Source organism: Actinomyces sp. ICM47 (assembly GCF_905369875.1).
Classification (GTDB): Bacteria; Actinomycetota; Actinomycetes; order Actinomycetales; family Actinomycetaceae; genus Pauljensenia.
Genome location: NZ_CAJPJE010000002.1, coordinates 66066 through 87232 on the forward strand (window position 1 = coordinate 66066; position 21167 = coordinate 87232).

General features: G+C 66.2%; 19 protein-coding genes, 1 pseudogene and 1 riboswitch. Of the genes and pseudogenes, 12 read left to right on the top strand and 8 right to left on the bottom strand.

Going from position 1 to position 21167, the window contains the following annotated elements; translation table 11 throughout:
• Window positions 1-408: 408 nt before the first annotated feature.
• From QZ149_RS00910 to QZ149_RS00920, 3 genes and pseudogenes are all read right to left on the bottom strand, one after another.
• Window positions 409-678 (bottom strand): annotated as a pseudogene (locus tag QZ149_RS00910) (Na+/H+ antiporter NhaC family protein); the annotation flags it as partial.
• Window positions 679-725: 47 nt separating this feature from the next.
• On the bottom strand, window positions 726-1634 hold the full coding sequence (locus QZ149_RS00915; protein ID WP_291448780.1) for an SDR family oxidoreductase: 909 nt from the start codon (window positions 1632-1634) through the stop codon (window positions 726-728).
• Between the two features lie 257 nt (window positions 1635-1891).
• Window positions 1892-3496 carry an MFS transporter gene (locus QZ149_RS00920; RefSeq protein ID WP_291448782.1) on the bottom strand — a complete coding sequence of 535 codons (1605 nt, stop codon included), beginning with the start codon at window positions 3494-3496 and terminating at the stop codon, window positions 1892-1894.
• 152 nt (window positions 3497-3648) lie between these two features.
• On the opposite strand from QZ149_RS00920, the gene QZ149_RS00925 reads away from it, so the two are divergent.
• The 6 genes from QZ149_RS00925 (at window position 3649) to QZ149_RS00950 (ending at window position 9211) form a co-directional block, all read left to right on the top strand.
• A complete protein-coding gene (locus QZ149_RS00925) occupies window positions 3649-4191 on the top strand; it encodes a DUF4956 domain-containing protein (protein WP_009647729.1) in 543 nt (180 codons plus the stop codon).
• Window positions 4192-4304: 113 nt separating this feature from the next.
• Window positions 4305-5126, top strand: coding sequence for a polyphosphate polymerase domain-containing protein (locus tag QZ149_RS00930; protein ID WP_291448788.1), 822 nt, complete (start codon window positions 4305-4307; stop codon window positions 5124-5126).
• Window positions 5127-5223: 97 nt separating this feature from the next.
• A complete protein-coding gene (locus tag QZ149_RS00935) occupies window positions 5224-7164 on the top strand; it encodes a carbohydrate-binding domain-containing protein (RefSeq protein ID WP_291448790.1) in 1941 nt (646 codons plus the stop codon).
• A 306-nt stretch (window positions 7165-7470) separates the two neighbouring features.
• A complete protein-coding gene (locus QZ149_RS00940) occupies window positions 7471-7926 on the top strand; it encodes a RidA family protein (RefSeq protein WP_291448792.1) in 456 nt (151 codons plus the stop codon).
• Between the two features lie 82 nt (window positions 7927-8008).
• Complete coding sequence (locus tag QZ149_RS00945; protein WP_291448795.1) at window positions 8009-8587, top strand: DUF2249 domain-containing protein; 579 nt, start codon at window positions 8009-8011, stop codon at window positions 8585-8587.
• A gap of 144 nt (window positions 8588-8731) precedes the next feature.
• A complete protein-coding gene (locus tag QZ149_RS00950) occupies window positions 8732-9211 on the top strand; it encodes a toxin (protein WP_009647239.1) in 480 nt (159 codons plus the stop codon).
• Between the two features lie 1220 nt (window positions 9212-10431).
• Here QZ149_RS00950 and QZ149_RS00955 read toward each other — a convergent pair.
• Window positions 10432-10887 (bottom strand): DUF2218 domain-containing protein, encoded by a 456-nt coding sequence (locus tag QZ149_RS00955; RefSeq protein ID WP_291448802.1) that lies wholly within the window; start codon window positions 10885-10887, stop codon window positions 10432-10434.
• A gap of 161 nt (window positions 10888-11048) precedes the next feature.
• Here QZ149_RS00955 and QZ149_RS00960 point away from each other — a divergent pair, with 161 nt between their 5' ends.
• From QZ149_RS00960 to QZ149_RS00985, 6 genes are all read left to right on the top strand, one after another.
• Window positions 11049-12521, top strand: coding sequence for an amino acid permease (locus QZ149_RS00960; RefSeq protein WP_291448806.1), 1473 nt, complete (start codon window positions 11049-11051; stop codon window positions 12519-12521).
• Window positions 12522-12549: 28 nt separating this feature from the next.
• Window positions 12550-12651: riboswitch (TPP riboswitch) on the top strand.
• A 30-nt stretch (window positions 12652-12681) separates the two neighbouring features.
• A complete protein-coding gene (locus QZ149_RS00965) occupies window positions 12682-13281 on the top strand; it encodes an ECF transporter S component (RefSeq protein ID WP_291448809.1) in 600 nt (199 codons plus the stop codon).
• A 10-nt stretch (window positions 13282-13291) separates the two neighbouring features.
• Window positions 13292-15823, top strand: coding sequence for an ATP-binding cassette domain-containing protein (locus tag QZ149_RS00970; protein ID WP_291448848.1), 2532 nt, complete (start codon window positions 13292-13294; stop codon window positions 15821-15823).
• Window positions 15820-16452, top strand: coding sequence for a hypothetical protein (locus QZ149_RS00975; protein WP_291448812.1), 633 nt, complete (start codon window positions 15820-15822; stop codon window positions 16450-16452). The genes QZ149_RS00970 and QZ149_RS00975 overlap by 4 nt, the downstream gene beginning before the upstream one ends.
• Before the next feature lie 4 nt (window positions 16453-16456).
• A complete protein-coding gene (locus QZ149_RS00980; RefSeq protein ID WP_291448815.1) occupies window positions 16457-17959 on the top strand; it encodes a phospholipase D-like domain-containing protein in 1503 nt (500 codons plus the stop codon).
• Between the two features lie 65 nt (window positions 17960-18024).
• Window positions 18025-18891, top strand: a complete 867-nt coding sequence (locus QZ149_RS00985; RefSeq protein WP_291448817.1) for a class I SAM-dependent methyltransferase — start codon at window positions 18025-18027, stop codon at window positions 18889-18891.
• Window positions 18892-18978: 87 nt separating this feature from the next.
• On the opposite strand, the gene QZ149_RS00990 is transcribed toward QZ149_RS00985, so the two are convergent.
• Genes QZ149_RS00990 through QZ149_RS01005 form a run of 4 tightly spaced genes read right to left on the bottom strand, consistent with a single transcriptional unit; the run spans window position 18979 to window position 21078 of the window.
• The gene (locus QZ149_RS00990) at window positions 18979-19491 is read right to left on the bottom strand and encodes a hypothetical protein (RefSeq protein WP_291448820.1); all 513 of its coding nucleotides are present in this window, start codon (window positions 19489-19491) and stop codon (window positions 18979-18981) included.
• A 57-nt stretch (window positions 19492-19548) separates the two neighbouring features.
• Window positions 19549-20355: a hypothetical protein gene (locus QZ149_RS00995; protein ID WP_291448822.1), complete on the bottom strand. Its 807-nt coding sequence runs from the start codon at window positions 20353-20355 to the stop codon at window positions 19549-19551.
• Entirely contained in the window at window positions 20345-20680 is a 336-nt protein-coding gene (locus QZ149_RS01000) for a hypothetical protein (protein ID WP_291448825.1), read from the bottom strand. The genes QZ149_RS00995 and QZ149_RS01000 overlap by 11 nt, the downstream gene beginning before the upstream one ends.
• Window positions 20681-20682: 2 nt before the next feature.
• Window positions 20683-21078 (bottom strand): YbaB/EbfC family nucleoid-associated protein, encoded by a 396-nt coding sequence (locus tag QZ149_RS01005; protein WP_291448826.1) that lies wholly within the window; start codon window positions 21076-21078, stop codon window positions 20683-20685.
• Between the last annotated feature and the right edge of the window lie 89 nt (window positions 21079-21167).

The following is a 21167-nucleotide window of genomic DNA, read 5'->3' on the forward strand; positions in this document are numbered from 1 at the left end:
CTCACGCACTGGCATGTCAAGACATTTTGAACGTTGTTCTTGTGTGTCTTACATGTCGTTCTCTCGTAGGAGTCTGCGCCCTCAATTCTGTTGTGATGATGCCAATAATAGTCGGTAACCTCTGTTGCATACGCGGCAGGACACACCTTCGAAGGAATACAAGTCAGATGCTGCGCTTGTGAGTAAATGACAAGAGCGCAGGCTCCTGACGCCTTGGTCCACACAAACCACCTCACGTCGCTCGTCAGCTCGCCTGCAGGCTCTGTTTTACCGCTGGTTGTTCGTGCGGACGGCCTTCAACCTGTAAATTTGGGTTGTGGCTTACTTGCGAAACAGCCGGCTGGACACTTCAACTACATGCGCAAGGTGGGGACCCCCATCCGGGGGCCCCACCTCAACAATGACCGCTCAGCCCTCCGCCTCGAGGGCTTTCTGCTCCTCGGGCGTGAGCTTGGCGATGCCGATGCCCGTGGCCGCCCACACGAGGGCGAAGAAGATGACGATCCAGTTAGAAATCGCCCAGGGCAGGTAGGCCAGGGTGGCGACGCCCAGGGTGCCGGCCATGTAGGCGCCCGCCGACGTCCACGGTAGGATCGGCTCCCACACGGTGGCCGCGTCCTCGATGGTTCGTGATAGGTTCTTCGGGTCCAGGCCCCGCTTGATGTACTCGCCGCGCAGTTCGCTGAGAAGAGAAGCGAGGCCGGGGCAAGCCACAACCGCGGCAGTCAGCGGCCCGACACGAGCGCCGCCCGGGCGACCTCCTCGAAGGTAAACGGGTTGCGGCCCGTCACATCGCGCACGGTCGTGGACACGACGTCCATCTCGCGGCGCGCGATCGACGTGTAGGTCGACACCCACGAGTCGTACTGCCACTGGGCGGCCGGCCACTTCTTGCGCGACTCGTACGCCTCCTCGACGGTTTCGCGCACGTACGTGACGGGGCGTCCCTGCACGCGGGTGAGGATTGCGGCGATCTCGTCGAGGGTGAGGGCCTCCGGGCCCGTCACGTCAAGGGTCTGATTCTCGTAACGTGCAGGATCTGTCAAGACACCCGCGGCCACACGCCCCGCGTCCTCGCGTGCGACCACGCCGACTCGCCCGTCGCCTGCGGGCCCGAGGATGCGGCCCTCCTCATCGGGCAGCGCCACGAAAAAGTCCGCGTAGAAGTTATCGCGCAAAAACGTGTACGTCATGCCCGACGCCTTGATGTGCTCCTCCGTGTGGAAGTGTGTGCGCGCCAGCGTGAACGTTGCATCGGGAGCCGGGTTCATAAACGACAAGTACACGATGTGGCACACCCCGGATGCGGCCGCCGCATCGACGAACGCGATGTGCTTGTCCAGGCGGTCCTCACTCTCGGGTGCGGACACCATGAAGAGGACGTCAACGCCCGTGAGGGCCTCGCGCGAGGCCGGGGTGTCCTCATACGAGCACTGGATGGCGCGCGCGCCGGGCAGCTTGGGCGCGCGCGACGGCGTGTTCGCGAGCAGGCGCAGGGGTAGGCCGCGCTCGGATAGGAGTCGGGCGACCACGCCGCCGACGTTTCCGGATGCGCCGGTGATCGCGAGGGGCGGGAGGAACGAGGCCTGGGCTGGCTCGTTCGTGCGGGCTGTGGGAGCGGGGGCGTCAGTCATGTGACCAGTGTGCTACCGGCGTTGTGGCGTGTGTGTACGCCACGCGAGGTTTGAGCCGTGGGCGTATCGGACGTTACCGCCGACGCGGGGCCTGCAGGGCCTGGCCGGGCTTCGAGATCGACCACTCCGAGCCGCAGGCTCGCGTGTGGCGATCTCGCGGGCGGGCAGGCTCCGCGTCGGCGGGAAAACGGGTCTCGTCGGTAAAGTAGGCCCCGCGTCCGTAGGGACGCGGGGCCTCGCACGCAGCAGGGAAGCGACTACACCCCGTAGCGCCTTGAGAAGTCGTGCTCGAACTGCTCCAGGGAGACGCCCCGGGTCTCGGGAACGATAAACAGGTAGAAGCACAGAGCGACGACGTTGATGATGCCGAAGGTCATGTATGTCCACGTGGCACCCAGGTGGCCGATCATGATGGGGAACAGCCACGTGACGACTGCGTTCATCATCCAGCCGCAGCCCACGGCAAAGCCCTGGGCGACGCCGCGGATGCGGGCGGGGAAGATCTCGGAGACCAGCACCCAGTTGACGGTGCCGGACTGCTTGGCGAACACGAAGAGGGACACGAGGACGAGGACCAGCCACGGCAGATAAGAAGGAATCTCGGGCGAAATACTCCCGTCGGCCAGCGTGTAGGGGCCGATGCCGAGTCCGAAAATGAGGGCGAGGGCGAATAGGGACAGGGTGACGCCCGTTTCCTGGTAGATGCCGACGTGGCGGCGAGCAAGCTTCGACACGAGGTACAGGCCAAATCCCGCGCCGATGCACGCGACGGCTCCCGTAATGACGTTGAGGGTGATGGAGTCGGCGGAGCTGAAGCCGGCGGCCGCCAGGATCTTGGGCAGGTAATACATGGCGGTGTTGATGCCTGTCAGCTGGTCGAAACACGCCAGGCCGATGCCGATAAACAGGAGCCGCCTGGTCCATGCGACCGATGCGGTGCGCCGCAGTGTCCAGTGCCCCTGGCTGGCTTCGGCGGCGTGCAGGGCCACAATCTCGCTGATCTCGGCGGCGACGTCGTCGCGCTGGGGGTCGCGGATCCGCTTGAGGGCACCCACGGCCTCGTAATAACGAGCCTTCGACGCGTACCAGCGTCCCGACTCGGGCATGAGGCGCATCCCGACCCACAGGAGCACCGCGGGGATTGTGGCGAGCACGAGCATCCACCGCCACGCCGAGCCGTCACCCTCGGAGACGACGGCGGTCGCGACGCGGGAGACCTCGTCCCACGAGTACCACTGGCCAGGCGTGAGCGTGCCTGACGGGTCGGCGCTCACGAGGACGCGCGGGCCGCCGTGCGCGTGGGAAAGCGCCGCGTTCATCGAGTAGGCGAGGAGCTGGCCGAACACGATCATGAACTGGTCGAGCGCCACCAGGGCACCGCGCATGCGCGTGGGTGCCGACTCGGACAGGTAGATTGGCACGGTCGCCGACGCGCCACCGACCGCCAGGCCGAGCACGAAACGGAACAGGTACAGCACCCAGACATTCGGCGCGAACGTGCACCCGAGCGTGCCGACGATGAACACGAGGGCGAGGAGGAGGATATTGTGCCGTCGCCCGTTGCGGTCCGACAGCCGCCCGGCGGCAATCGCGCCGATCGCTGCACCGATGGCGAGGACGCCGCCGACGAGGCCCTCCTCGAGTTCGTTGATCCCGAGTCCGCCGGCCGCGTGCGGCATATACATGTATGGCAGTGCGCCCGCGATGACGCCCGTGTCGTAGCCGAAGAGGAGGGATCCGAAGGTTGCGATGGCGGCCAGGAGTTTCACGGAACGCGCTGGCCCCGAGGCCGGGGTTTCCTCCGTGAGTGTGCGCAGTTCTTGGTCAGTGGGGGCACCGATGGCCCCAGGTCGGGTGCTCATAGGTTACATTGTGCGCCAGCGCACGCCGCGGTGCGCGGGTGAGTTTAATATTCAGGATTTTCCCAGGAAAGTCATAAGGCACGAATGAGGTGTTCATAGGTTTTTCATAGGGTTGCGTGGGGAAATAGGTGCATCGACAAAAGGAGACACCAATGACCGCCCTGATCCTGATTGCCATTGACCTGGTCGCCATGGCCGCCCTCGTGTTCGGCCTGTACTTCCCACGGCACCGCCGCGCCGACCTGGTCGCAGCCTTCCTCGGTGTGAATGTCGGCGTCCTCGCCGTCACGATCATCCTCGCGAACTCGACCGTGAGCGCGGGCCTCGGCCTCGGACTCTTCGGTGTTCTCTCAATCATCCGACTGCGGTCCGACCAGATTTCGCAGACGGAAATCGCCTACTACTTCGCGTCGCTGGCTCTTGGCCTGCTGACTGGCATGTCCTCGGCGGTGACCCCGCTGCTGGGTGGCCTCATTGCCCTGATCCTCGTGGCCCTCGCCTTCGGTGACTCGAAGCTGATTTTCGGCCGCTACACCTCGCAGACTGTGCAGCTGGACCGCGCGATTGCCGACCCGGCGGAGCTGAAGGCCGCCCTCGAGCAGCGCCTCGGTGCGTCCGTCGCCTCGGTCAACGTCGTCAAGCTTGACCTCGTGAACGACCTGACTCTCGTGGACGTTCGCTCGAAGGTCGCCTGACCCTCAAGGTCGCCTGACCCGCCGACCTGCCACCCGAGCCCGCCCTAGCAGCACCCTCGGCCCCGGCCTCGTCGCCACCACCCCGCAGACCACCTCTACTAAGGACACGACTCATGAACGCCACCCTGAACTCGCTCCTCGCCGACCTTGACGTGATCGGCCTCGACGACCTCAACAAGCGTGCGGCGATGCTGACTCGCGTGGACCGTAAGTACGCGCTGGACGCAGCCACGGCCTTGGCGATTCTGAGCCGGCTCCCCGAGGACGCGTTGGTCCTCCAAATCGCCGGCCAGGTGTCCCAGGGCTACGCGTCCACCTACTACGACACCCCCGACATGGATTCGTACCTGCTGACCGCCCTCAAGCGCCGCCGCCGCTTCAAGGTCCGCGCCCGCACCTACCTGTCCACCGGCACTTCCTTCCTCGAGGTGAAGACCCGGGGACCGCGCGGACTGACCGTCAAGAAGCGTATGCCGATTCAGCAGCACGAGGCCGGGGTCCCTCTCGCGGGTGAGCGCCGTTCCTGGGTCACGAGCAAGGTTGAGAAGACGGGGTATGGCCACCTGGTTCCTGCGCTTGAGCCTGTGCTCGCCGGAACCTACGAGCGCAACACCCTGCTCCTGCCCGGTGGCGCGGGCCGCGCGACGGTGGATACAAAGCTGACGTGGCGCTCGCTGCGCACGGATGGCACCGAGGTCGCACGCCCCGACCTGGTCATCATCGAAACGAAATCGGGAGCGACCCCGTCCATCGTCGACCACCTCCTGTGGGAGGGTGGCGTGCGACCCGTCAAGATCTCCAAGTACGGGACCGCGATGGCTGCCATGCACGACTTGCCCGCGAACAAGTGGTACCGCACGCTGCGCCGCTACTTTCCCGAATACGTCGAGGCCCCTGAGCTCACCCGCGAGGAGTCCCTCGCGATGGCTGCCTGAACGACCTCATACCGGCGCGCGAGTCATAGATAGCACACGACACGCAAGCGCTGAGCATAAGAAATACAAGCGTTAATTGCATGAAAGAGACATAGCAATGAAAGCCCTTCAGAAAATTTGGACTCCCGCCCGGACGATCGGCATGGTCGCCCTCGTCGGAACGCTGGCGCTGGGTGCCTGCAGCTCCTCGGGCGCGGCCTCCTCTGGTTCCACCGCGACGAGCGCGACCGCGGCCGTCGCGGCTGCCGGAACCAACGGCGACACGACCGCTCCGCCCACTGCGGCCGACGCCCTGGCCTCGAACGCGAAGGCCTCCCACGTGAAGGACAGTGACTGGAAGGCTTCGGACGCCGCCGACGTGACGCTCAGCGGCACGACTGCGACCTCCTCGTCCGACGTCGCGAGCGTGAGCGACGGCGTGCTGACCATCTCCAAGGCGGGCGTCTACAAGCTCAGCGGCTCCTTCACCGGTAAGGTCGTCGTGGCAGCCGGATCCGAGGACCGGGTCGTCCTGATCCTCGACAACGCGACCATCACCTCGTCCACGGGTGCCGCAATCGAGGCGACCAGCGGTGACGACCTCGTCCTGTCCCTTGAAGGCACCTCGACGGTCACCGACGGCACCTACACGGGGACCGAGGACGCGAACGCTGCAATTTACACCGACATGGATCTGACGATCACCGGCTCGGGCACGCTCAACGTGACCTCCGGCGCGTCGGACGCGATCACCTCCAAGGATGACCTGTACGTCCTGAGCGGCACGATCAACGCGACCGCCTCGGATGACGGTCTGCGCGGCAAGGACTCCCTGACGATCGCGGGCGGCACTGTCACCGTGAACGCCGGAGGCGACGCCCTCAAGTCCGACCAGGACAACGACGACACCAAGGGCTACGTGTCGATTATCGACGGAACCGTCACCCTGACCTCGGGCGGCGACGGCATCGACGCGTACACCGACGCGATCATCAGCGGCGGCACCCTGTCGATCACCTCGGGTGGGGGTGCCTCGACCGGCAAGCCCTCCACGGGCTCGGCCAAGGGTATCAAGGCTCAGACCTACATCATTGTCGACGGCGGCACGACCACCATCGACGCTGGGGATGACGCCATCCACTCCAACGGTGCGCTGCGCCTGAGCTCCGGCACGATCAGTGCTGCCTCCGGCGACGATGGCGTGCACACCGAGGTCGCGGCCGTCCTGGACGGCGCGAACGTGACCGTCACGCAGTCGAACGAAGCCCTCGAGGGCGGCCTCATCACGATCTCCAACGGCACGGTCGACCTGACCTCAAGCGACGACGGCATCAACGCCTCGGGCTCGATTACTGTCGAGGCCGGCCTGGCCGCCGTCGCCGAGTCCAGCTCCGATTCGACCAGCACCGACACAACCACGGCTACCGACCCGATGGCCCCCGGCGGCATGGGCCCCGGAGGCCCGGGTGACGGCGGCGGATCCATGGAAGACACGGGCGAGCAGATCACCATCACCGGTGGAACCGTGACCGTCAACGCGAATGGTGACGGCCTCGACTCCAACGGCTCGCTGACCATCAGCGGCGGCACGACGACCGTCTACGGCCCGGCGTCCGGCGCGAACGGCGCCCTGGACAGCAACGGTGCCATGAGCATCACGGGCGGCACGGTCATCGCCTTCGCCACCAACGAGATGGTGGAGACACCGACCACGACCGACGGCCAGGGCTGGGTTTCCGCATCCGCGACCGGGTCTGCCGGATCCACGGTGACGGTCACCGACTCCTCTGGCACCGTCCTGGGTACCTACACCTCGCTCAAAGCCTTCGGCAACGTCATCTACTCGACCTCCGGCATGACCAACGGCTCCACTTATACAGTGAGCGTCGATGGAAGCGCCACTGAGGCGACCGCCGGTGAGGGCGGCGGCATGGGCGGCGGTATGGGACCCGGAGGTCCGGGCGGTCAGCCCCCGGTGGGTGGTCCGGGTGAAGGTGGCCAACCCCCGGCTGGTGGCCCGGGTGAGGGTGGCCAGCCCCTGGCTGCGCCCCAGAACTGACGGCCATCTCTGATCGGCTTCCAGCCCCGACGGTCGGTTGGAGCTGGAAGCCAGTCGGCCCGGGTGTAGGCCCGATCTCGACAGTCGTTGTGGCCGCAAAGTCAGTGTGAACTGACGTCTCCAAGAATCTGTGCCCCGCGCGCTCACGAGCACGCGGGGCACAGTCGCAGGTGCCGAGGAGGCGGACGAGGTCGGCACCGGGATCTCACGACAGCACCCTCGCTCACCACCCCCTGGAAGAGCGCAACTAAACTGGAACCAGAGGACGAGGCCCAGGCCTCGTCAATCAGAACGAAAGGACCCCTCATGCTCCCCTCCGAGAAGCTCGCCGAGCTTGGCCTCGAGCTGCCCGCCGTCGCTACGCCCGTCGCCGCGTACGTGCCGGCCGTCATCGACCGCGGCGTCGTGCGCACCTCCGGTCAGATCCCCGTCGTGAACGGTGAGCCGGTGTGCATCGGCGCGGTCGGCGAGGATGGCGCGGACCCCGAGGATGCCAAGGACGCAGCGCGCGTGTGCGCCCTTAACGCTCTGGCAGCGGCGGCCTCCGTCGCGGGCGGCATCGACAATCTCGCGGGCGTTGTCAAGGTCGTGGGCTTCGTGTCCTCGCGCCCCGACTTCTACGGGCAGGCCGCCGTCATCAACGGTGCCTCCGAGCTGTTCGGCGAGATCTTCGGCAGCCAGCACGCCCGCAGCGCCGTCGGCGTTGCCGCGCTGCCCCTCAACGTCAGCGTCGAGGTCGAGGCCGAGTTCCTCATTAAGTGAACGCGCGTGCTCGGCTGAGGCGCGCCTACACTGGATAAGGTTCACTGAAGTGGCCCTGCGGGCCGAAGGATAAGGAAAAGATATGACTGATCGTCAGATGTTCAAGCTGGTCAACGCCAACACCGTCCCCTCCGAGGGCGGTAGCTGCGGGTGCGGCTGCGGCGGCGAAGGCAAGAAGGAGCGCGCCGAGCAGGCCGCTGTCGCCCAGCAGGCCCCCGCTGCTGAGCACACTGGCTGCGGATGCGGCGGCCACGGCCGCGCCGCACAGGCCGAGGCACCCGCGCAGACCCCCGCCGAGCGCCCTTATGAGATGGCCGCTGAACCCATCGCCTCCACGGCGGGCGGCTGCGGCTGCGGTGGTCACGGCGGCGGCCATGGCCACGGTGGCGGCCACGGCAAGGTCCACGCTGGCGGTGCTGGCGTCATCCACCGCCCCGGCGCGGACGAGCTTGTCATTCACTCGATCCCCCACGTCGTGCGCCACGCGGTCCTCTTCGCCGCGGTCGACAACCTGCCTGTGGGCGAGAATCTCCAGATCTGTGCACCCCACCAGCCCGAGCCGCTGTTCGCGCACCTGCAGAACTCTGAGCAGCACTACCGCGTGGAGACCCTTGAGGCCGGTCCCATCGACTGGCGCTACCGCATCACGCGCCTGGTCTGAACACGCCTCTTGACACGAGGCCGTGGTTGACTCTGCTTTTCCGGCGGAGCCAGCCACGGCCTCGTCGTATCCGAACGCAGATCGGCAGCAATTTTGTGACCTCGTTCGCGTGACGGAGCGCGTGCGAGCCGGTACCGTTGAGGTATGAGCATCTTTGACAGGACTTCTGACGGTGACGTTGAGGACGAGCTGGACCGCGTCGAGACCGACGTCGTCGTGGACTGTGACAGTGAGGCCGCGTGGGCGCTCGTGTCGGAGCCGGGCTGGTGGGTCAACGATGGCCCGCTGGGTGACCATGAGGTGAGCCTCGGGGACGACGGCATCTACCGCGTGAGCGACCCGGACGTTGGCGACTGGCTGATCGAGAAGGCCGACGAAGACCCCATGGATGTCGTTGCCTTCCGCTGGTACCCGCTGGCCGACGATGAGCTGCCCGACGAGTACGCGACCCGCGTCGAGATCTCTCTGTCCGAGGAGCGCGGCGGCGTCGGCATCCACGTCGAGGAGTCTGGCTTGGCGTCCGTCTCCGACGACGAGGCCGTGGCTCGTCAGGCGTACGAGGATGCGGTCGGCATGTGGGAGCAGGTCCTGGCCGCAGCGAAGAGCTACCTTGAGGGCCGCTGAGCTTCTGAGTTTCTGAGCCGACATCCGTTGATGTCGGTGAGGTTTCGCCGTCAACGGGTCGTTGGATGCGGCGGATTGGCGTCGTTTCGGCATCTGCTGGTGTCGTCGAGGTTTCGCCGTTGCAGCATTTCACCGGTGAAGTGCTCGTAGTTGGCGCATTGCCAGACTGTGAACCCCCGCAGTCTCACGGCTGCGGGGGTTTGTTGTGAGCGTGTGGCCAGTGACGTTGATGCTATCTGTCGGGGCAAGGGAGATGCCTGTACATGCATTGAAGCGGGGGCTATTGATCGTCTCAAAGGAGGGTGGCGTCAATGGGTGGTAGTAATGAGTTCGTTGAATGCTTCTGTGGGGGTGCGGTAGCCGAGGGTGGCTCTGGGGCAGTTGTCCGGGATTTTCCGATCATCAATGTCGGGGCGCTTCAATCAATCAATCGCATCCCAACAATGGTGGGACAAACCCGCCTCCAACCCCGCCATGATTGCAGTGTGATCCAGGGCACCAAGCATCCAACGACACCCCATGACCAGCCTCCAACCAGCATCACCGCTACACGAAAATTGCTGACACCCTACGATACCGACCGGTTTGGTCCGCGGTTGCGCTTGTGAGTATGGGTGCTGCACCCGATCCGTAGGCAGTGCGCCCGTTCTGATCGGGTGTAGCGTCCCGTAACGGGTGCAGTGCCGGGTGTAGGAATTGCTGCGCGAACCATGGTGGAGCTTGTGACTCTGAAGCGCTGCGCCATTTCGGGGAGCAGTGCACTAGCTAGCAAGTGGCGCGGTGCGCTAGGTAGCGTCATACCTACCCAAGTGGTGCATTGTTTGCCTCGATAGTCGTCCCGCCGTGTCTGGGCTTGTTCCTCAGCGGTGTTGCACTGTTTAGGGAGCATCGCACTAGCTGGGAGACGGTGTCATGCTCCCTAACTAGTGCAGAGCCTGCGGCGGCGTCGCTCAGGATCCCAGTAAGAGGTGCGATGCTCCCTCGATTGTGCGTCCCTTTTCAAAGTCGCATGCAATTCCCCTGAGAGTGTTTCAACTTTTTAAGTCAGAACGTTGAAATTCCGCGGTTTTGAGGCATTGACGCGTCAGGCCCTCAGGTAATTACGTGCAGAATTGATGGGGTGTTTGTAGATGTCGCTCCGGTGCTAGTTAGTTCGTCGCGCCTGATCCAACGTGGGCTTACTCCGCTGCTCCGCGCCTAGTCCGCGGTGAGCGCCGCGACTACTCCGCTTGCCCGGCCTCGCGCGTCGCCTCGCAGGCTGCTTTCTTGGCGCGGGCGTGGGCCTCGACCTCGTCGGGGGTGAGCGGACCCTGCGTGGTGCCGGCGCTGCCGTCGGTGCGCCGCCACGAGATGGTCAGGGCGTCGCGCACGCCGAATCGCGCCAGGTGAATGCCCGCGACGTGCTCGAGGTGATCAGCGCGCTCGGGGGTCGTGCGCAGCTCAAGAATCAGTGTCGACGGCATTGCGCTCACGTCGAAGCGTCCGACAGCGGGACCCTCGCGGTCAAAGAGGAGGTAGCCGCTGGCCGTTTCCTCGTTCCATTCGCCGGTGACCTTGTGTGCCATGTGTGTCACGAGCTGCTTGCCGTAACGCGCCGCGCGCTGCGTGGGCACGTTCGCGGTCGAAACCAGGGGGAACGAGGCCGGGGCGGGGGAGTGCGTCGTGTCAGGTGTCATGAGGCTAACCTAACCCCGCTGTGCGTTGTGTGCCATGCATCCCCACGATTCGGTCGCGGGCGGGCCGTTGCGGTAGCGTTGGAGGGTCAAGTGTGCTCCGTGCGCACGCAAAGACCGCGCAAAACTCTGCCTGTAGGCGGTACCAGCGGAAAGGAAAACGAATGAGCAGCGAGCCAGTCGTGCACGACGAGCCCCGTCAGGAGGGCGGCGAAAAGCTCCAGCGAAACCTGAAGAATCGCCATATTCAGCTGATTGCGATCGGCGGTGCAATCGGGACGGGCCTGTTCATGGGTTCGGGCAAGACGATCTCCGTCGCGGGTCCATCGATCCTGCTGGTCTACATAATCATTGGTGCTGTCCTGTTTCTGTTTATGCGCACGCTCGGCGAGCTGCTCCTGTCGGATCGCAAGTACGCGACCTTCGCGGACATCGCGCGCGACCTGATCGGCCCATGGGCGGGCTTCGTGACGGGGTGGACGTACTGGGCGTGTTGGGTTGTCACCGGCGTCGCCGACATGATCGCCATCACCGGCTACACGCACTTCTGGTGGCCGAACCTGCCTGCGTGGATCCCCATCACCGCCACGACCCTGCTGCTGTTCGCTCTCAACGCGATGACAGTTAAGGCTTTCGGTGAGACCGAATTCTGGTTCGCGCTCGTTAAGATCATCGCGATCATCGCCCTGGTCGTCGTCGGCTTCGGTATGGTCGCCATGGGCACGGTCGACGAGGAAGGGACCGCCGCAGCCGTCTCGAACCTGTGGAGCCACGGCGGCTTCTTCCCCAACGGATTCACCGGTTTCCTGGGCGGCTTCCAGATCGCGCTCTTCGCCTTCATCGGTATCGAGATGGTGGGCACGACGGTCGCCGAGACCGACGACCCGGACACCACTCTCCCCAAGGCCGTCAACTCGATCCCCGTGCGCATCATGCTCTTCTACGTGGCGGCCCTCGCGGCCATCATGATGGTGACCCCCTGGGATCAGGTGAGCCCGGAGAAATCCCCCTTCGTCACGATGTTCTCCCTGACGGGTCTGGGTGCGGCAGCCACGATCGTCAACCTGGTCGTGCTCTCCTCGGCAGCGTCCAGCGCGAACTCGGGCATCTACTCGACGTCGCGCATGCTGTACGGTCTGGCCCGCCAGGAGCAGGCACCCGGCATTTTCGCGCGCCTGTCGAAGCATCACGTGCCGCTGAACGCCCTGTTCTTGTCCTGCGTGTGCCTGCTGACAGCTATTGTCATCATGGCGACGGGCGGCTCGATTTCCGCGGCCTTTACGCTGGTGACCTCGGTGTCGGCCACCCTCTTCATGGGCGTGTGGGTCGTCATTGTCGTGTCCTACCTGGTCTATCTGCGCAAGCGCCCCCACCTGCACAAGGAATCGCACTTCAAGTCCCCCGGCGGTGCCGTTGGCGCGTGGGTGGTCTTGGCGTTCATGGGGGCCATGGGCCTTATTCTGGCGATGTGGGACGACACCCGCCCTGGCCTCGTCTATTCCCTGGTGTGGATCGCGTTCATCGTGGGCGCGGCCTTCGCGAACCGTCACTTCCTGCTGCGTCGCGCGGCGCGTGGCGTCCTGGGCGACGGCGGTACGGGCGAGGGTCCCCATCAGGGGCCTCACCTGCATGAGTAGCGTGATAAATACCAAGTGACTATGCTCACCACTGTGCCACGGGAGCTCGACGCGAGCTGAGAGGGGACCATCCCCGACCGTAGAACCTGATCCGGATCATACCGGCGTAGGAAGGCTCTTCCCTCGTGGCCGCCGTGCAACACGAAGGGAGTATTCTCGCATGGCTACCACTGCTCGGTCCCTTAGCTGGAGGGTCATCGATATCGTCACCGCCGCCGTCCTGGGCGTCGCATGCGGCCTCATTTTCGTCGCGTGGAACCAGGTGGGTAATGCCGCTTTGGAGGGCCTCAAGGCCATAACCCCCGGCCTGGACGGACTTGCGACGGGCATCTGGCTGCTGGGCGGCACGCTTGGCGGCTACATCATCCGTAAGCCGGGTGCTGCGCTCTTCGTGGAGCTGGTGGCCGCCACCGTCTCCATGGGACTGGGTTCGCAGTGGGCGGTCGAGACACTGTACTCGGGCCTCGCGCAGGGCATCGGTGCCGAGATTGTTTTCGCGTTTCTCGCCTACCGCCGCTTCAACGTGTGGGTTGTCGCCGCTGCCGGCGCGCTATCCTTCGCCTGCGAGTGGGCCCTCGAACTCTTCCTCTACGGCCACCTCGAGAAGGGGCCGCTCTACAACGCCATTTACTTGGTGTCCGGAGCGCTCTCGGGCATCGTTCTGGCCGGCGTCCTCGCGTGGGCGCTGACGAACGCGCTGGCGAAGACGGGTGCGTTGGATCGTTTCGCTTTGGGACGCGGAGCGCGTGAGCTTGTCTGATTCCCGCTCCATGAACGAGGCCTCCTCCGCTTTCTCCCGCCCCGTGTCCTCCCCGGATGGCCAGGTGCCGCTGGGTGAGGGGACGGGCGCGCGCGTGCGCGCGCGCGGATGGGGATGGCGTCACGCTGGGCGTAAGAACGCCGCGCTGTCGGGTGTTGATCTCGATATTGCGCCGGGTGAGCGCGTGTTGGTGCTCGGGCCGTCTGGCTCGGGCAAGTCGACGCTGATGGGTGGCTTGGCGGGCCTGCTGGGCGGTGCTGAGGAGGGCGAGGCCTCGGGTTCGCTCACCGTGGACGGCGTTGCCCCGGCGGAAGCCAGGGGCCGTGTGGGCCTGCTCATGCAGGACCCCGAGGCCCAGGTGGTCCTGGCTCGCGTGGGCGATGACGTGGCCTTCGGCATGGAGAATGTGGGTGTTCCCCGCGAGGAGATCTGGCCTCGCGTGGAGGAGTCCCTGAGCGCGGTGGGCTTGGACGTGTCCCTTGATCATTCGACGACGGAGCTGTCGGGCGGGCAGAAGCAGCGCTTGGCTCTGGCGTCGATCCTTGCCATGGGTCCGGGCCTGCTGATCCTGGATGAGCCGACCGCGAACCTGGATCCGAGCGGCGTCTCCGAGGTGCGCGACGTCGTCGCCTCCGTCGTGGAACGCACGGGCGCGACCCTGGTGGTTGTTGAGCACCGCGTGGATGTGTGGGCCTCCCTCGTGGATCGCGTCATCGTGGTGGCCGACGGTCGCATTGCCGCCGACGGCCCCCTGAGGCAGGTCCTCGAAGAGCAAGGCGAGGCGCTGCGCGAGCGCGGTATCTGGCTGCCCGGGGACGACGTGGCAGCCGAGGTCGGCCCCGCGCCCGAGTCCGCCCCGGCCTCGTCCGAGGACACCCCCATCGCCCGCGTCACCGACCTGACGATCGGCTACGACCAGGATGCCCCCGTGCGCAGCGGCATCAACCTGACGCTCGAGCGCGGCGTGTCCACCTGCATTGTGGGTGCCAACGGCGCGGGCAAGTCCACTTTCGCGCTCACCCTCGCGGGCCTCCTCAAACCCATCGCGGGTACGGTCGAGGTCGAGACCTCCGACGGCACGCGCGGCGACCCCCACGAGTGGTCGAGCAAGCAGCTGCTGGGCCGCATGTCGATGGTCTTCCAGGAACCCGAATACCAGTTCCTGGCCTCCACTGTCGCCGAGGAACTCGCCATCGGCCCGCGCGCGGTCGGCATGAGTGAGGAGGAGATAGTCCCCCTCGTCGAGGAACACATGGAGGCCCTGGGCCTCACCACCCTTGCACGCGCCAACCCCATGACGCTCTCCGGCGGCGAGAAGCGCCGCCTGTCGGTGGCGACTGCGCTCATCAGCGCCCCCGAGCTGCTCATCCTCGACGAGCCAACCTTCGGGCAGGATCGCGGCACGTGGCTGGGCCTCGTGCGCCTCCTGCGCGCCGCCCTCGCGCGCGGCGTCACCCTGGTGTCGATCACGCACGACCCCGCGTTCGTGGCCGCGATGGGCCAGCGCGTCGTCGACCTGGGATTGCTCGGGAGCCGAGGCAGGGGAGAGCCGCGCGGTTGCGCCGAGTCTGCGCTCGCCTCCCCACTTGACGAGGCCGACTCGGGTCGCGCGTCCCGCACGAGTGCCGGGTCGGAATTTGGCGACAGCGCCGACGCGGCGGCGAACGGCAACTCGACGGGTACCGAGGTGCCTGCGGACGACGCGCCTGCGGGCGAGGTGTCTGACAGTGCGGCGACCTCTGGTGCCGCACGGATGGGCGCGCCCGCCTCGGCCCGAGCGCCCCGTCGCGGCCTCCTGACCCGCACGAATCCCGTTGCCCGCGTGCTCGCCCTCCTGGTGGCGACTACGCCGCTGCTCATCACCATCGACCCGGTCAGCGCGGGCGTGGCGCTCGCGCTCGAGCTGTCCCTCATCCCTCTGTCGGGTGTGTCGGCGCGCAGCTTCTTCCTCAAAGCGACGCCGCTGCTCGTCGCCGCGCCCCTCGGTGCCCTCTCGATGCTGCTCTACGCCGCGCCCGGCGGGCACGTCTACTGGTCTTTTGGGCCGGCGGCGATTTCCGACCACTCGATGTGGCTGGCCCTCGGCATTGCCCTGCGCATGTGCGCACTTGTCGTCCCTGCCATCGCCCTGCTCGACCGCATCGACCCGACCGACATGGGCGACGGCCTCGCACAGATCCTGCACCTGCCCGCCCGACCGGTGCTGGCCGCGCTTGCGGGTGCGCGCATGACCTCGCTGATGGCTGCCGACTGGAAGGCCCTCGAGCGAGCTCGCCGCGCCCGAGGCGTGGGCGACGCCTCGCGCATCCGCTCCTTCCTGCGCGGCTCCTTCTCGCTGCTCGTGTTTGCGCTGCGACGCTCCGGCAAACTCGCGACCACGATGGAGGCGAGGGGCTTTGGTGCTTCCGGCGCGCGCACCTGGGCGCGCCCCTCGCGCCTGCGCGCCGCCGACGCGGCTCTTATGGCGGTCGCCATCGCCGTTCCCACCATCGCGCTGGCGCTCAGCGTCTGGGCCGGTACCTTCGCGCTGGTGGGACGATGAACGGCCAGGAGGGTGCGTCCGCAGGGGCGCTGGGCGGGGGAGTGCGGGTCACCGTCCCCGTGTCCCTCGCTCCCGACGAGGCCGCGCGAGGCCTCGTTCCGCGCCTGCGCGTGCTGATCGACGAGGCTGCCCCGGCCTCGTCCGGCGAGGCATACCCCGATGGGAGCGGCACCTACGCCGATCCTGTGATCACGCCGTGCCGCGTCCCCGTCGTGACAATCGACGGGTACTCGGGTTCGGGCAAGTCCACGCTGGCCGCCGCGCTCGTGTCTCTCTTGCCGGGCTGGCAGGTCCTGCACCTGGATGACTGGTACCCGGGGTGGGACGGGCTGGCGGCCGGCGCGCAGGTTGCGCGGCGCATCTGCGAGGACCTGCGCGCCGGGTGCCCGTCCTCGTACGAGGCCTGGGATTGGGAGGCCGACGCGCCCGGGGTGGTTGTAGACGTGCCCGTGGCCCCCACGATCATCGAAGGCTGCGGCGCGTGGGACGCCGACGCCGACCTGTCCATCTGGATCGAGGACCCCGGCGAGGACGAACGCCGCAGGCGGGCCCTCGCGCGCGACGGAGCGACCTACGCGCCACACTGGCAACGCTGGGCTGATCAGGACAAAGGGCGCTTTGTAAAATAGGTGTATGTTTGCCCCGCACCCCGAACCACCGCTGTGGGCGTGGCTCCTCCTTGGAGCCGTTGAATTCGCCATCCGTATCGTGGCGCTGGGTGTCGTGCCCAAACACCGGCGCGCCTCCACGTCGACCGCGTGGCTGCTCCTCATCTTCCTGTGGCCTTTCCTTGGAGTGCCCCTCTACTTCATCTTCGGTTCCTGGTGGGCCATGGGACGACGCCTCGATGACGACCCCGAGGCCAGCGCCCTCGTCGAGGCCATCCTGAAAGACTCCGCCAAGCCCGAGCCGACCGCCTACGAGACCCCCGACGGCTCCGACGACGACACCGCCTCGCTCATGCGCCTGACCGGCTCGCTCAGCGGCTTCCCCGACTCCTGCGGCCACGTCGTCGCCCTGCACAACGAGACGGCCGACACCTTCCGTGCGATGGCCGCCAGCATTGATCGGGCTACCCACCACGTCAACGCCCTCTACTTTCAGACCTCCTGGGACGAATACTCCGCTCCCTTCTACGAGGCCCTCGAGCGCGCGAAGGCCCGCGGCGTCACCGTGCGTCTCCTCGTCGACCACCACGGCATGCGCACCATACCTGGGCACAGGCGCTTCCGGCGTCGCCTGGATGACATGGGCATCCTCTGGCACCAGATGCTCCCCTTCGCGCCCCTGCGCGGACACATTCGCCGCCCCGACCTGCGCAACCACCGCAAGCTCCTGGTCGTCGACGGGCGAGAAGCCTACATCGGCTCCCACAACCTGGTCGCCCCCGACTACGACACGCCCTCCTTCCAGAAAGCCGGCATCACCTACGACGACACCAGCGTGAGCCTCACCGGCCGGATCGTCACCCAGATCGAGGCCGTCTTCGCCCTCGACTGGTACTACGCCTGCAAGGAAGTCCTGACCCCCGCCGACCTCACCCCGCCCACCGCGCGGGAGGAGGACGAGCGCGAGGACACCCCGGCCTCGTCGATGCAGATCATCCCGTCGGGACCCGCGTTCCGCGGCGAACCCAACCTGCGTGCCTTCGTGCACATGGTGTCATCGGCACGCACGCACGTGTCTATCGCGAGTCCGTACTTCATCCCCGACGAGGCCCTCATGACCGCGCTGACGAACGCCGCCCTATCCGGCGTCGAGGTCGAGCTCTTTCTTTCCGAGCAATTCGACCAGTTCCTGGTCGGCCACGCACAGCGCTCCTACTACGGGGCACTCCTCAGGGCGGGCGTGCGCATCCACCTGTACCGCAAGCCGACTATGCTGCACTCCAAGTATGTGATCGTCGACGGCAGCCTGTGCGCGATCGGCTCGTCCAACATGGACGTGCGCTCCTTCGGCCTGAATTACGAGATCACGCTCATCGCCGACGACGCGTACCTGGTTGAGCTGCTGCGCGGCAACGACGAACGCAACCGTGAGCGCTCGCGCGAACTCACCTACCGCGAGTGGCGCGATCAGCCCTGGCACGTGCACTACGTTGACAACGTGTGCCGACTGTGGAGCTCGCTCCTGTGAGTGCTTCCGGGGACGAGGCCACGGTCAGATTCGCTGGATCAGATGCGTGTGGGAACAAGGATGCTATGACAATATCGAACGCAGCGTCCGCTTCTCTGGAGGCGAATCCCTTCGTGGGGGAGGGCGGCGCATACGCCTCCGTGCGCCCCGCCTACCCCGACGAGGCCGTGGCCGCGCTGCTGGCGTCCGCTCGGTCGTGTGGTGGGGTGACGGGGGGTATCGAGCCTGCCGCTGGCGATCCTGCCGATTCGCCCTCAGTCGAGGCTGCTTCCATCGTTCCCGCTCCCACCATCCCCACCTCGTCCGCGCCGCTGCGCGTCGCCGACATCGGTGCCGGCACCGGCAAGATGAGTGAGCTCCTGGCGCGCGCGGGTGCCGTCGTGGACGCGGTGGAACCCTCGAAGGCGATGCGCGCCCAGGCCTCGTCGATTCCCGGCGTGACGTGGCACGGCGGTGTCGCCGAGGACACGGGACTGTCGGACGGAGCGTTCGATATCGTCGTGTTTGCTCAGTCCTGGCATTGGGTTGATTCTGAGCTAGCGGGCCGGGAGGCCGCGCGCATTCTCACGCCCGGGGGCACGCTCGGCATCGTGTGGAACCAAATGGACGTGTCGATCCCGTGGGTGCACCGGCTCACGCGCATCATGCGCTCCGGCGACGTGCACCGGCCCGACCGTCGACCCACGCCCGGCGGCGGATTCACGCCCATGCGCCTCACCCAGGTCACATGGGAGGACATCATGACCCCCGAACAGATCCTCACCCTGGGGACCACTCGTTCCTCGTTCATCCGAGCCTCGCAGGCCGGTCGCGACCGCATGCAGGCGAACCTGCGCTGGTACCTCTACGAGCACCTCGGTTACGCGCCGGGGGAGAACGTTGCTATCCCGTACACGACCCTCGTGTGGATGGGGGAATCTGCGTCCGAGTGAGCACTCGTGCGACCGCGTGCTCCTGAAACTACTGGAAGGTAATCTCGCGCTGCGTGGCGCTGTCGACCCGGCGACCGCTGGCGGTCGTTACTGGACGGGGACCAGGAAACGGTCCGAGGCCCCCTGAGGCAGGGCGAGGCAGCGCGCGCGGGCGTCGCGCAGCGCGGGTTCCAGGACCGCGAGGATCGGATCCCACGAGTCGAGAGGCCGAGCGGTGTTCAGGGACGTGCCATCCTCGCTCACGCACATCTCCTCGTAGACCTGGATCGTGACCCCCGCGAACTCCTGTGCGGGGTGCTGGCAGAAGTAGGTACCCGGCAGGTAGGTGACCTCCTGAAGGTTGACAGTCGGTGCCCCCGCCATGAGGGCCGTCAAGTCGCGTCCATTCGCGCCCACAACCACGCCGACATGCGGCCAGCGCAGGTTGTTCGTGGCGATCGCGATGCTATGCGAGGTCGCCGTCAGTGCCGGGGAGACGACGATGCGCGCCTGGGTGACGGACGTGTCGACGAAGCCTCGAAACGTGATCGACGGTGTGGAGGGCAGCTTGTTCAGGAGCGACAGGAAATTGCGTGCGCTCTCTTCAAAGTCCTGGGTCATGTCACACTTTCTGTGGAAGGCCGCCACGCGTCGGCGCGAGCATGTACTGCGAGGCTATCAAGCCATGGCGAACGGACCGCCCATCGGCTCGCCGCCGTGGGAGAGGTTGTGCAGCCATTCTTTCAGAGACTTCAGCAGTTGGTCGGCACCGGAGAGCTTCACGCCCAAGTTCGACAGCGATTCCTTCAACGCGATGATGCGCGCAGCCACCCCCTCGATCAGTGCCCCGACCGACGAAGCGATCTGCGCCATGACCAGGGGGAACGCCGTCACGAAGGACGAGGTTAGCTCGACCGCGTAGGGAGTGATGGCCTCGACGACCTGATTGATCGCGTCGCGCACGAAGTCGTACACGAACTGGATGATGACGGCACACACGTCGTAGGCGGTGCCCACCGCGCGCGACAACGCCCCCGTCATGCCGATGCCGCGGGTCGTCGCTCCCGACGCCGCCAGATACGAGGTGACGGCAGAACCCGCGAACGCGCCATCCGGGAAGGAGAGCCGGACGTCGTCATCAATGTTGTGCGCCGTGGCCTCCAGCAGTGCGCCGACGTTCCTCCACGTACGCCCGTGGGTGCGCAGCTGGTCGGCGTCCCCAGCCAGCTCAATCAGCCACCCCTTCAAAGGCGCGATGAGGTCGAAGACCCACCCCATCCCCCAGGAGATGAGGGTGGCACGAGGATCGGGCGTGGGGGGAAGCATGTCAGCTCCCATAGCGACGCCAGCAAGGTCACCGCTCACCCACGACTTGTCGACGATCGCCGAACTCAGTGCCGCGATTCCATCCAAAACACCCGCCTGAGGGAACGCCGAACCATCACCCGGCACCCGTGCGGCCACAGGGCGCATGTCAGCTGTCACGACCGTCTCCCCACAGGGCTGCCCCGGCCTCGGGAATCGTCACCTGCGACGACTCGCCCACCTGGACGGCGCGCGCGCTGGCCACGAGCGTCTGACCGAGCTTGTCGAGGGCGCACTCAGCGCCGCTGATCGCGAGATGCTCGCCCACTTCCACGAGCTGAAACAGCGGTGCAATAAGAGGACCGGCCATGAGGCCAAACGCGCCGTCAGAGGCGGACGCCTGACGCAGCGTCGCCGAGGCATGCTCAAGGTCGCTCTGGTAGGAAAAAATCCGAAGAGCGTGCGCCGTAATGGCCGCCGGATCGGCGGGAAATTGCTCAGACACGCTCAGAGCCTCCGCTGATGCACCCGGGGATCCGAGGCCTCGGCCAGTGGGACGTCGGGGGAGGGAACACCGTACAGCGAACGCAAGCGCTCGATGCCCGGGAAGGACTCGCCGAAAGCGTCCTGGGAGGCGGTGATAACCTGTTCGCCGACGTCGCGGCGCGCGGCCGCATAGGCAGCAACAATGGCGTCGCACAGCTCAGTCGGGGCATCGTCGATAGCGAGGGCGAGGAGGGTACCTGCGGAGTCAACGGTGACCGTCACGCCCCGGCTAGGTGAGACACCCACCCCGTGGATAGATTCAATGCGTCGACGCATTGCGTGGGCGCGCTCTGCCTGCTCTCGAACCTGACCTTCCTGACGGCGAATCAGGCCGGGATCATCCTCGAATAGCGACATTGTCACCTCCCGCCAATAGCATTTTCATTGTAGATGAAACGTTAACCTGGTGGCAAGAATACGCCGTTATTCCGCCCTTTTCTCGTCCA

Bases quoted from the DNA above. Each gene is read 5' to 3' on its own strand.
- QZ149_RS00915 (WP_291448780.1), bottom strand. From the start codon at position 1,634: ATGACTGACGCCCCCGCTCCCACAGCCCGCACGAACGAGCCAGCCCAG.
- QZ149_RS00920 (WP_291448782.1), bottom strand. From the start codon at position 3,496: ATGAGCACCCGACCTGGGGCCATCGGTGCCCCCACTGACCAAGAACTG.
- QZ149_RS00925 (WP_009647729.1), top strand. From the start codon at position 3,649: ATGACCGCCCTGATCCTGATTGCCATTGACCTGGTCGCCATGGCCGCC.
- QZ149_RS00930 (WP_291448788.1), top strand. From the start codon at position 4,305: ATGAACGCCACCCTGAACTCGCTCCTCGCCGACCTTGACGTGATCGGC.
- QZ149_RS00935 (WP_291448790.1), top strand. From the start codon at position 5,224: ATGAAAGCCCTTCAGAAAATTTGGACTCCCGCCCGGACGATCGGCATG.
- QZ149_RS00940 (WP_291448792.1), top strand. From the start codon at position 7,471: ATGCTCCCCTCCGAGAAGCTCGCCGAGCTTGGCCTCGAGCTGCCCGCC.
- QZ149_RS00945 (WP_291448795.1), top strand. From the start codon at position 8,009: ATGACTGATCGTCAGATGTTCAAGCTGGTCAACGCCAACACCGTCCCC.
- QZ149_RS00950 (WP_009647239.1), top strand. From the start codon at position 8,732: ATGAGCATCTTTGACAGGACTTCTGACGGTGACGTTGAGGACGAGCTG.
- QZ149_RS00955 (WP_291448802.1), bottom strand. From the start codon at position 10,887: ATGACACCTGACACGACGCACTCCCCCGCCCCGGCCTCGTTCCCCCTG.
- QZ149_RS00960 (WP_291448806.1), top strand. From the start codon at position 11,049: ATGAGCAGCGAGCCAGTCGTGCACGACGAGCCCCGTCAGGAGGGCGGC.
- QZ149_RS00965 (WP_291448809.1), top strand. From the start codon at position 12,682: ATGGCTACCACTGCTCGGTCCCTTAGCTGGAGGGTCATCGATATCGTC.
- QZ149_RS00970 (WP_291448848.1), top strand. From the start codon at position 13,292: ATGAACGAGGCCTCCTCCGCTTTCTCCCGCCCCGTGTCCTCCCCGGAT.
- QZ149_RS00975 (WP_291448812.1), top strand. From the start codon at position 15,820: ATGAACGGCCAGGAGGGTGCGTCCGCAGGGGCGCTGGGCGGGGGAGTG.
- QZ149_RS00980 (WP_291448815.1), top strand. From the start codon at position 16,457: ATGTTTGCCCCGCACCCCGAACCACCGCTGTGGGCGTGGCTCCTCCTT.
- QZ149_RS00985 (WP_291448817.1), top strand. From the start codon at position 18,025: ATGACAATATCGAACGCAGCGTCCGCTTCTCTGGAGGCGAATCCCTTC.
- QZ149_RS00990 (WP_291448820.1), bottom strand. From the start codon at position 19,491: ATGACCCAGGACTTTGAAGAGAGCGCACGCAATTTCCTGTCGCTCCTG.
- QZ149_RS01005 (WP_291448826.1), bottom strand. From the start codon at position 21,078: ATGTCGCTATTCGAGGATGATCCCGGCCTGATTCGCCGTCAGGAAGGT.